Genomic DNA, 10,297 nt, shown 5'->3' on the forward strand with positions numbered 1-10,297 from the left:
GTTTCAGACTCTCATTCAGTTTTTCCCAAGCTTTTACTTCTTTCTTGCTAGGAGCACCGACCACTTCCAGCGCGTGGCGCAGACGGGCAAAAGTTAGATCCGGACCAATGGTAACCATGGTCTGCATGACTGGGGTAGAAGCGGTTGAACCGGCAATCGCAATAAAGAACGCTGGCATAAAGTCACGTAATTTAATGCCCATCTGATTCGCCAGATCCATCAGCGTTTGGCTGACAGTGTCATTGTTCCAGGTGAACAGGCTTTCCAGACGCCAGATCGCAAATTGCAGGCTTTGACGCACTTGTTCTTCAGAAAGTTTTTTGCTTTCGAACTGTTCTTTAGTCAAAGTCGGGAAATGGTTGAAATAATGCGCTGACCAGTTCACTGCTTCAGACAGCAGATTGATCCGTGGTTGAATTGCAGCAGCGATTTCTTCCAGTTTGGCACGGTCTGCTTTCCAGGCCAGTAAGGTATCTAACAGTTCAGCAGGAGAGAGGGCTTTAATCCATTGACCATTCAACCAGTTTAGTTTTTCAACATCAAAGATTGGACCACCTAGAGAGACACGGTTAATATCAAAGTGTTCAATCATTTCAGCCAAAGTGAATTTTTCACGCTCATCTGGCATTGACCAGCCCATACGGCCCAGATAGTTCAACAACGCTTCTGGCAATACACCGATGTCTTTATAGTAATTGATTGAAGTTGGGTTCTTACGTTTAGACAGTTTTGATTTGTCCGGGTTACGCAGTAGAGGCATGTGGCACAGGACTGGCATGTCCCAACCAAAGTATTTATACAGCAACTGATGTTTTGGTGCAGATGGAATCCATTCTTCACCACGAATCACATGGGTAATTTGCATCAGGTGATCATCAACTACGTTTGCCAGATGATAAGTTGGCAGACCATCAGTTTTCAGCAGAATTTGCATATCGACTTGCGCCCATGGAATTTCTACTTCACCGCGTAGCATGTCATTAAAGGTACATACACCTTCAGCTGGCACTTTCATACGGATCACGTGCGGTTCACCAGATGCCAGACGACGTGCCACTTCTTCTTTAGACAGTTTTAGACCGCGGCCATCGTAGCGTGGAGTTTCGCCACGAGCCTGCTGTTCAGCACGCATTTCATCCAGTTCTTGCGCTGTTGCAAAACAGTAGAAAGCATGACCTTTATCTACCAGTTCTTCTGCGTATTTTTTATAGATGCTCATGCGTTCTGACTGACGGTACGGTGCATGTGGACCACCGACATCTGGGCCTTCTGACCAGTTCAGGCCTAACCAGCGTAGGGAGTCCAGAATCATTTTTTCAGATTCAGGAGTAGAACGCAGCTGATCCGTATCTTCAATACGAAGAATGAATTCGCCACCGTGCTGTTTGGCAAAACACAGGTTGAACAGGGCAATATAGGCAGTTCCCACATGCGGGAAACCGGTAGGAGAAGGTGCAATACGAGTACGAACAGTCATAACCGGATCTAATCTTAAATATAAAATTGCAGCTATTATAACGAAAAAGCCACATCACTTAATGCTTTATTCAACATTGAATGATGCGGCTTTTCAGGATGAGCAAAATATAACAAATGTGGAGAACTAAAACTAAGTCTTATGAATTGCTCGGAGAAAAGATACTTTGCACAAAGCGGGTAAAGCGCAGGTTTTGAGCTGCAAAAAAGCTTTGAGTCGGATTTGATTTGAACGCAGTCAGCGCTTTAAGTTCATCCTCAGTATGAAAAGCATTTTTATCAGCTTTATGTTGCTGAATTGCTTTTTCAATTGGTGAGGTTTTCACTTCAATTGCACTTACAGAGGCTTTAGGTAGCTCTGTTTTTATAACTACGGCATGGCCAAGTTGAATCGAGAACAGCATGATAAGACTTAGGATGCTGGCTGTGAATATTTTAAATTTCATATCCAAACTTCCTCCTTAGCTCTGGTTAATCTTGTTTTGTTAAAAATGTTGTTATAATACTGGCTACAATCTAATCACATTCAGATATAAAAAAGTAGAACCAGGTCACATTTTTTACAAAAAACTAATATTTCTCTGTGGAAAATTACTAAATTTCAGAATTTCCACATTAAAGTTGCCTATTTGTAACAGATAACTGTGTAGAGATCGTGAAGAACTGTCTTATATTGTAGCAGGATATTAAATTTTTAGGGGAAAATGTATCCGAAATGAATTGTGAGCATATATATCAAAAATAGAATATGATTGGATAAAATATTATAAACACATGATTGTTAAGTAATTTTTTTATTTATATAGTGCTGGATAAATTAGCAATGAGCACTAATCATGAAAAAGATAATAACTTCTACTATTTTAGTATTACTTGGCGGAAGTGCCATTCCTGGCTATGCTGCAAAAGACTTTCTCAACGTTTCCTATGATCCGACCCGCGAATTCTATCAGGAATATAATGAAGAATTTGGCAAGTTCTGGAAACAGAAAACCGGGCAAGCGGTCAACTTTAAACAGTCGCATGGCGGTTCAGGTAAACAGGCCCGCTCTGTGGTCGATGGCTTGCAGGCCGATGTAGTCACTTTGGCACTGGCCAATGACATCGAAGAAATCGTCAATGCAGGCTTAATCGAAAAGGGCTGGCAGAAAGAGTTCCCAAGTAATTCGGCTCCTTATACCTCTACAATTGTCTTTCTGGTTCGTAAAGGCAATCCAAAACAGATTAAAGACTGGAATGACCTAACCAAACCAGGCGTTGAAATTATTACGCCAAACCCAAAAACTGGGGGTGCACCGCGCTGGATTTATTTGTCGGCTTGGGGTTATGCCTTGAAACAGCCGGGTGGTAATGATGCCAAAGCCAAAGAACTGGTGAAAAAACTCTATGCCAATGTCAAAGTACTGGATTCAGGTGCGCGTGGTTCCTTAACGACCTTTGCTGAACGCGGGATCGGCGATGTATTACTCTCTTGGGAAAATGAAGCGTTATTGGCTACGCAAGGACTGGGTAAAGATAAGTATGAAATTGTCTATCCTTCGATTTCCATTCTGGCTGAGCCTTCAGTGGCGATTGTCGACAAGACCGTAGATAAAAATGGCAACCGTAATTTGGCCAAAGGTTATTTAAACTATTTATATTCACCAAAAGGGCAGGAGCTGGCAGCGAAATACTACTTCCGTCCACGTAATGCCAAAGCAGCAGCAAAATATGCGGCGCAATTCCCAAAAATCCAGACTTTTACCATTGATAAAGTCTTTGGCGGCTGGGCAAAAGTGCAGAAAACCCATTTTGTGAATGGAGCGATCTACGATCAGATCTCTGCGGAAAACCGTAAATAATTCTAATTACTGAATCATAAGTAGAAAGCGGATAATTTATTATCCGTTTTTTTTATATCTAAAGCATAAAATGCTATAAAAATAGAATAAGCCTTTAATCTAGATATTTTTATTATATAAAACATGAAATTAAAACAAAAAATAACTAAATATTACCCTGTATGCACTTTGTTTGCTCAATTGCGAAAAATAATTTTATTTCATATAGTTATATCTAATGAAGATAATCTCCCGATGCTCTTATGAAAACTCAATTAAAATCACTGGTTAGTGCTGCTTTATTGGCAACAGGTCTGACATTTACTGCAACTGCAAGCCAAGCTGCGGATCGTGAATTCCTGAACGTTTCTTATGATGCAACCCGTGAATTCTATGACGAATTCAACAAATCTTTTGGTGCCTACTGGAAAAAACGAACCGGTATTGATGTGAACTTTAAGCAGTCTCATGGCGGTTCAGGTAAACAGGCCCGTTCTGTGGTTGACGGTTTAAAAGGTGATGTGGTGACCTTGGCATTGGCAAACGATATTGAAGAGATCGTAAGATCTGGTCAGATTCAACCAGGCTGGCAAAAAGAGTTCCCGCACAATTCTGCACCTTATACTTCAACGATTGTCTTCATGGTGCGTAAGGGTAACCCTAAAGGAATTAAAGATTGGAAAGATCTGACTAAACCGGGTGTAGAAATTATTACACCAAATCCGAAAACTGGTGGTTTGCCACGTTGGGTCTATCTGTCAGCTTGGGGTTATGCAGAAAAACAACCCGGTGGTAACAAGGCAAAAGCACAAGAATTTGTCGGAAAAATGTACAAAAATGTGAAAGTGATGGACTCTGCTGCACGTGCATCGATGACAACATTCGCTGAGCGCGGCATTGGTGATGTATTGTTAACTTGGGAAAATGAAGCCCTTGTGACACAAAAAGCTTTGGGTAAAAACAAATTTGAAATTGTTTATCCATCTATTTCAATTTTGACAGAACCTTCGGTCGCGATTGTCGATAAAACCGTTGAGAAAAATGGTAATAAGTGGTTAGCAAAAGGCTATATCAACTATCTATATTCACCACTTGGTCAGGAAATGGCTGCAAAACATTTCTATCGTCCACGTAATGCCAAAGCACTTGCGAAATATTCTGCACAGTTCCCGAAAATCAAAACATTTACGATTGATGAAGTCTTTGGTGGTTGGGCAAATGCACAGAAAACTCACTTCGTAAATGGCGCAATCTTCGATCAAATCTATAACAGCAAGCGTTAAGATTGATTTCATGAAAAGCCCGCATTCAAGCGGGCTTTTTATTTTGTAGGTAATATGACTTAGTCACGATCAATCATTTGACGGCACTGTTCAAAATCTTGTCGAGCCATGTGCTGTTGTTCTGAGCTTAAATCGAGAAACTGTTGAATCAAATATTGACTATAAATGCGATAAAATTTCGGATGATAATAGGCATAAGTCGGCGTGCTATTGTCATAAATAAAATTCAACCGCTGTAAAAGTTCAGCTTTGGTATTTAATTCAGGACTTAAACGGACAACATTACACAGTGTCGCTTGATGTTTTGCTCTTAACTCGGCATTCGGATACAACATCTGATAGGCGCTTAAAAGCGTCATAAGAGCAGCTGCCAAAATCCACAAGATGGGTTTTTTCATGGTAAAGCTCAGCTTAAAATGGGAGAAATATAAAAAAGATGGAATAATAAAGAGGATGATAACAAGAAAAAAGAATCCCTGTGTTTTTGTCGATAATTGCAATTTTAGGCGAGTGAGCCGAAGTGAAATTCTGAAAACTGTTAGAAATATGGTTAGAGATTTGATAGAACGAACAAAAAACGGTTTTCTCTATAGAAATTAATATTTATCTACAAAAAGTCGTTTGGAGCTTTAGCTAAACAGAGTGATAATGTGCAGTTAAATTTTTCGCCCTATTGATTGAGTTTTTATGTCACATATTTCTGTATTACTTCACGAAACGATTGATGCCTTACTGGCTGGTCGCAATACGGGAATTTATGTGGATGGAACCTTTGGTCGCGGTGGGCATACACGTTTATTACTTTCCAAATCAGATGAAAATGCACGCGTCTATGCTTTCGATAAAGACCCGCAAGCATTGGCTGTTGCCGCAGAACTGGAACAGGAAGATTCACGTTTTAAAATTATCCATGCCAGCTTCGCTGATTTAAAACAGGCATTAGCTGAGCAGGGTATTGAAAGTGTAGATGGTGTGATGGCTGACTTAGGGGTGTCTTCACCGCAGCTGGATCAGGCAGAACGCGGTTTCAGCTTTATGAAAGATGGCCCGCTAGATATGCGCATGGACAACTCACAAGGTCCGACTGCAGCAGAATGGTTGGTGAATATTGAAGAAGAAGCACTGGCTAATGTGATTTTTCAGTATGGGGAAGAGCGTTATAGTCGCCGTATTGCTAAAGCAATCAAGGCTGCCGGATATATTGATACCACAGCCAAACTGGCGGAAATTGTGAAAGTTGCCCACCCAAAATGGGAAAAAAATAAACATGCTGCCACTCGAACTTTCCAGGCAATTCGTATTGCTATTAATAAAGAATTAGAAGATATTGAAACTTTCCTCCCTCAAGCGGTTGAGATTTTGAAACCAGAGGGACGTTTGGCTGTGATCAGCTTCCACTCACTGGAAGACCGGTTGATTAAGCAGTTTATTCAAAAAGAATCAACGCTTGAAGAAGATTCAGGCTGGGGAATGCCGCAACAACAAAAGGATACGCGACGTTTAAAGAAAATCGCCCGGGTCAAGGCAAGTGATGAGGAAGTTAAAGCCAATCCTCGTTCACGTAGCGCATGGCTGCGCGTGGCAGAACGTTTAGCTTAATAGGCACATCATGAAAACTGAAGTGGTTGATAAAAAAACAGAAAAGTTATGGCTGAAAAAAGTCATTGTTTACCTCATATTAATGTTGATGGTCTTCATCAGTGCGGTATTTGTCGTCTTCCAAGTCTTTGAATACCGTCAGGATAACCGCAAACTAAGTACCTATCTGCGCGAACGGGATGATTTGAATGCAGAGTGGGGACGTTTGCTGATTGAACAGCAGACCTTTGGTGCGACCGCGCAGATTGGTACCCGTGCAGTGACCCAGTTAAGGATGTATTCACCTCCGATTTCACAGAGTGTCGTGATTTCCTTACCACAACCTTCAGATGAGAAAAAATAAGGCTAGCGCTCGAACATGGTAGACAAGAGAAAGAAGCAACCGGTACGTAAAAAGCAGTCCGTCACCGAGAAAAATGCCTTAAATGTTTATATCAACCGTTTTTACATCATGTGGGCCGTGGTGCTGCTGTGTTTTGTGACACTGATCGGCCGAGCTTTCTATGTGCAGATTATCAATAAAGACTTTCTGCAAAATAAAGCCAATGCCAATATTTTACGAACCAATACCATCAAGGCCATGCGTGGCGTAATTTATGATCGTAATGGTATTCCGCTGGCGATCAGTACGCCGATTATGAAAATCGTGATTGACCCACGTGACTATTTTGATAATAAAAAACTCTATGATGAAACCATGCTGGCACTACAGAAAGAGCCGAATAGCCGTAAACTAAAACGCCAGCTCCCAGATAAAAACCTGAATCTGGATGAGCTGGCTGATGCAGTGGGCATGGATCGTGCTGAATTGCGCAAAAAGATGGAAGAGCGTCCACGTTCACGTTATCTGATCCTGAAAAAAGAAGTGCCGCCACAACAGGCGGAACTGATCATGAAGCGTAATTTCCAAGGTGTGTATACCGAGAAAAACTATAAGCGCTATTATCCTCAGCCCCAGCCAAACTCCCAGATTATTGGTCTGACCAATAGTGAGGGAATTGGGATCGAAGGTCTGGAGATGCAGCTGAATACCCGTCTTGCCGGTCAGGATGGTGAACAGCAGATTATCCGTGACAAAAAAGGCAACCGCGTTAAAGAACCGGAAGTGATTAAAGAAGTTGAGCCAGGTGAAAACATTACCCTGAGTATCGACTCACGTTTACAGTACATTATGTATCGTGAACTGACTGCAGCAGGCGTCGCCAATAATGCCCGCTCCGCAACAGCGATTGCAGTCGACGTCAAAACCGGTGAAATTCTGGCAATGTCTTCTTGGCCCTCTTATAACCCGAATGACAAGAATGGCTTATTAAATAAAGACGCAATGCGTAACCGTGGCGCTGTCGATTCCTTCGAGCCGGGTTCAACCATGAAGCCGCTAACCGTGGCGATGGCTCTAGAGAGCGGGAAATATACGGCCAATTCGGTGATCAATACGAGTCCAGGTAGTATGCGAGTCGGGAATCATACTATTCGTGATACGCATAACTACGGTCAGTTGACACTGGGTGGTATTATCCAGAAATCATCAAACGTCGGTGTAGCTAAATTAGCTCTGTCACTGCCGTATGAAACTTTACCGACTTTCTATAAACGTCTTGGTTTTGGTCAGCGTTCCGCAGTGAAATTTCCGGGTGAAAGTTCCGGTTTGATTCTGCCGCCAAGTAAATGGAATGTGTCTGAAGTAGCAACCATGGCGTATGGTTATGGTCTGAATGCGACTGTGCTGCAATTAGCTGATGCCTATGCCATGCTGGCGAACAAAGGTGTGAAAGTGCCTTTAAGTCTATATAAGTTAGAAGAACAGCCACAAGGCGAGCAGATGATTGATCCACAAATCGCAGAACAGGTTCTGCTGATGATGGAAACAGCAACTTTGCCTGGTGGTACAGCAACCCGTGCAACCGTACCTGGTTATCGTGTTGGAGGTAAAACTGGTACTGCGCATAAATTGCGTGCCGACCGTAAAGGCTATTCAACCAGTGAATACCGTGCCTTATTTGCCGGTGTAGCACCCGTGAGTGATCCGCGTATTGCTATGGTAGTGGTCGTGGAAAATCCGCAAGGGTCTTATTATGGTGGTACGGTATCTGCACCTGTCTTTGCCCGTGTAATGCAGGAATCTTTACGCCTGCTAAATGTCCCGTTGGACAAACCTTTAGAATCTCCCAAAGTCCAGTAAATAGGTGATCAATGTCCATTACATTTCAAGATCTCTACGCCGTTCAAGAACCTGCTGAGTGGATGCGACAATCCTTTCAGGGTTTCGAACTGGACAGCCGCAAAGTTAAACTGGGGCAAATTTTTATTGCCCTGACCAGCTTCTCTCAACCTGAAAAAACCGCAGAATATGCCAAGAAAGCCCTGTCATTAGGCGCGTTAGCGGTGATTTCTGAGCAGGAGCTAGGTGTTACTCCAGCTTTGGTAGTACCCCATATCCGCCACCTGATGGGCGAATGGCAGAAGCGCTATCTGCAAGCGACTCAGCCAGTTAAGGCTGCCCATATTCTGGCCGTGACCGGCACCAATGGTAAAACCACGATTTCCCGTCTGGTTGCTGAGTTGCTGATGCTGCAAGGCAAAGCCTGTGCAGTTATGGGGACTACAGGGAATGGTATTTTACCGAATCTGGAAGCCTCTTCTCATACCACCCTTGATGCCCTGCAATTGCAAAATGCCTTGCATGCTTATGCACAGGCAGGTGCGGAATTTGCTTCAATTGAGGCGAGTTCGCATGGTCTGGAGCAGGGCCGTCTGAATGGGTGTGCGATTGAAATTGCCGCTTATAGCAATTTAAGTCGTGACCATCTCGACTATCACGGTACGCTGGAAGCTTATGCAGAAGCAAAATCGCGTTTATTCAGCTTTGAATCTCTGAAAGTTGCAGTTATCAATATTGATGATGCACATGCAAAAGTGATGCTGAATGCTGCAAAAGCCAATCCGAATCAGCCGAAAATTCTGACTTATTCTTTGTCACAATCAGCCGATTATCAGGTTCAGGATATCCAGTACAGTATTTCCGGTGCTGAATTTAAATTGATCACTGCACAAGATACATTTACTGTGCATAGTCCTTTGCTGGGCCATTTCAATATCGAAAATCTGGTTGCGAGCCTGATTGTGGCAGAGCAAGCCGGTTTTGCACTAGCCGATTTAATCGCAACTGTGCCTGAGCTGAAAGGTGCTCCAGGCCGTATGCAGGTGATTCGTGATGATGAGCGTCTGTTTGTGGTGGATTATGCGCATACTCCAGATGCTCTGACTCAGGTCTTGCTTACACTGAAGCGTCATGTCAGCCAAAAACTCTGGGTTGCTTTTGGCTGTGGCGGTGATCGTGATCGTGGCAAACGTCCGCTGATGACTCAGGCGGCCCTCGAAGGTGCTGATATTGCAGTGCTGACTTCGGACAATCCGCGTACTGAAGATCCAAACCAGATTTTCGCTGACATGAAGCAGAGTATCGATTTTTCAGGCAAAACCTATCATGAAATTCATGACCGTCGTGAAGCAATCCGCTTTGTAGTCGACCAGGCGCAGCCAGGTGACATTGTGGTGATTGCCGGTAAGGGACACGAAAATTATCAGGAGATTGATGGGGTGCGACATTGGTTTGATGATGTGGTCGAGGTACAGGCCGCAATTGATGCCCAGCATCATAACCGTGATTTAGCATTTCCAGCGCATTAGGATTTCACATGCATACTTCAACAACAAGTACCGTGCCTCTAGAGTCATGGACAATTGAACAGTTACAGCAAGCCACTCAGGGTTATTGGCTGAATGATAAAAAACCTGAAGGCCAGATTAAGCGGATTTTAACTGATTCCCGTCATGCCGAAGCAGGTGATGCTTTTCTGGCATTGAAAGGTGAGCGTTTTGATGCGCATGACTTTATCGCACAAGTGGCTGAGAAGGGCTGTGGAGTCGCAATTGTCAGTCGACCTGTTGATGCAGAGATTTGCCAGCTAGTAGTTGAAGATACTCGCCTGGCGCTGGGTCATCTTGGCGCATATCGTCGTCAGCAAAACTCACAGCTCAAAGTCATTGCTTTGACTGGCAGTAGCGGTAAAACCACGACCAAGGAAATGCTGGGCAGTATCCTGTCGCGACAGGATA

The 10,297-nt window shown here is 43.3% G+C and carries 10 protein-coding genes; 7 read left to right on the forward strand and 3 right to left on the reverse strand.

The genetic code is table 11. The features are described from left to right. Both gltX and B4J23_RS12155 read right to left on the reverse strand, forming a co-directional pair. The coding region (gltX, locus tag B4J23_RS12150; protein ID WP_291360938.1) for a glutamate--tRNA ligase at positions 1–1,477 on the reverse strand (1,477 nt) is incomplete at its 3' end. Between the two features lie 139 nt (positions 1,478–1,616). Continuing rightward, positions 1,617–1,922 (reverse strand): hypothetical protein, encoded by a 306-nt coding sequence (locus B4J23_RS12155; protein WP_291360940.1) that lies wholly within the window; start codon positions 1,920–1,922, stop codon positions 1,617–1,619. Positions 1,923–2,312: 390 nt separating this feature from the next. On the opposite strand from B4J23_RS12155, the gene B4J23_RS12160 reads away from it, so the two are divergent. Both B4J23_RS12160 and B4J23_RS12165 read left to right on the forward strand, forming a co-directional pair. Beyond that, the gene (locus B4J23_RS12160) at positions 2,313–3,317 is read left to right on the forward strand and encodes a sulfate ABC transporter substrate-binding protein (protein ID WP_291360941.1); all 1,005 of its coding nucleotides are present in this window, start codon (positions 2,313–2,315) and stop codon (positions 3,315–3,317) included. A 242-nt stretch (positions 3,318–3,559) separates the two neighbouring features. Continuing rightward, complete coding sequence (locus B4J23_RS12165; RefSeq protein WP_291360943.1) at positions 3,560–4,579, forward strand: sulfate ABC transporter substrate-binding protein; 1,020 nt, start codon at positions 3,560–3,562, stop codon at positions 4,577–4,579. Between the two features lie 59 nt (positions 4,580–4,638). Here B4J23_RS12165 and B4J23_RS12170 read toward each other — a convergent pair whose 3' ends face one another. Beyond that, the gene (locus B4J23_RS12170) at positions 4,639–4,977 is read right to left on the reverse strand and encodes a hypothetical protein (protein WP_291360945.1); all 339 of its coding nucleotides are present in this window, start codon (positions 4,975–4,977) and stop codon (positions 4,639–4,641) included. A 289-nt stretch (positions 4,978–5,266) separates the two neighbouring features. Between B4J23_RS12170 and rsmH the strand changes: the two genes are divergently transcribed. The 5 genes from rsmH to B4J23_RS12195 all read left to right on the forward strand — a co-directional run. Continuing rightward, positions 5,267–6,178 carry a 16S rRNA (cytosine(1402)-N(4))-methyltransferase RsmH gene (gene rsmH, locus B4J23_RS12175; RefSeq protein ID WP_291360947.1) on the forward strand — a complete coding sequence of 304 codons (912 nt, stop codon included), beginning with the start codon at positions 5,267–5,269 and terminating at the stop codon, positions 6,176–6,178. Positions 6,179–6,188: 10 nt separating this feature from the next. Beyond that, a complete protein-coding gene (gene ftsL / locus B4J23_RS12180; protein ID WP_004787146.1) occupies positions 6,189–6,521 on the forward strand; it encodes a cell division protein FtsL in 333 nt (110 codons plus the stop codon). A gap of 15 nt (positions 6,522–6,536) precedes the next feature. Continuing rightward, positions 6,537–8,360, forward strand: coding sequence for a penicillin-binding protein PBP3 (gene ftsI, locus B4J23_RS12185; RefSeq protein WP_034702203.1), 1,824 nt, complete (start codon positions 6,537–6,539; stop codon positions 8,358–8,360). Between the two features lie 11 nt (positions 8,361–8,371). Further along, entirely contained in the window at positions 8,372–9,868 is a 1,497-nt protein-coding gene (locus B4J23_RS12190) for a UDP-N-acetylmuramoyl-L-alanyl-D-glutamate--2,6-diaminopimelate ligase (protein ID WP_291360950.1), read from the forward strand. 8 nt (positions 9,869–9,876) lie between these two features. Then, a partial coding sequence (locus tag B4J23_RS12195) for a Mur ligase domain-containing protein (RefSeq protein WP_291360952.1) occupies positions 9,877–10,297 on the forward strand: 421 nt, incomplete at its 3' end.

The sequence above is a fragment of the Acinetobacter sp. UBA3025 genome, assembly GCF_002367915.1.
Lineage (GTDB): Bacteria > Pseudomonadota > Gammaproteobacteria > Pseudomonadales > Moraxellaceae > Acinetobacter.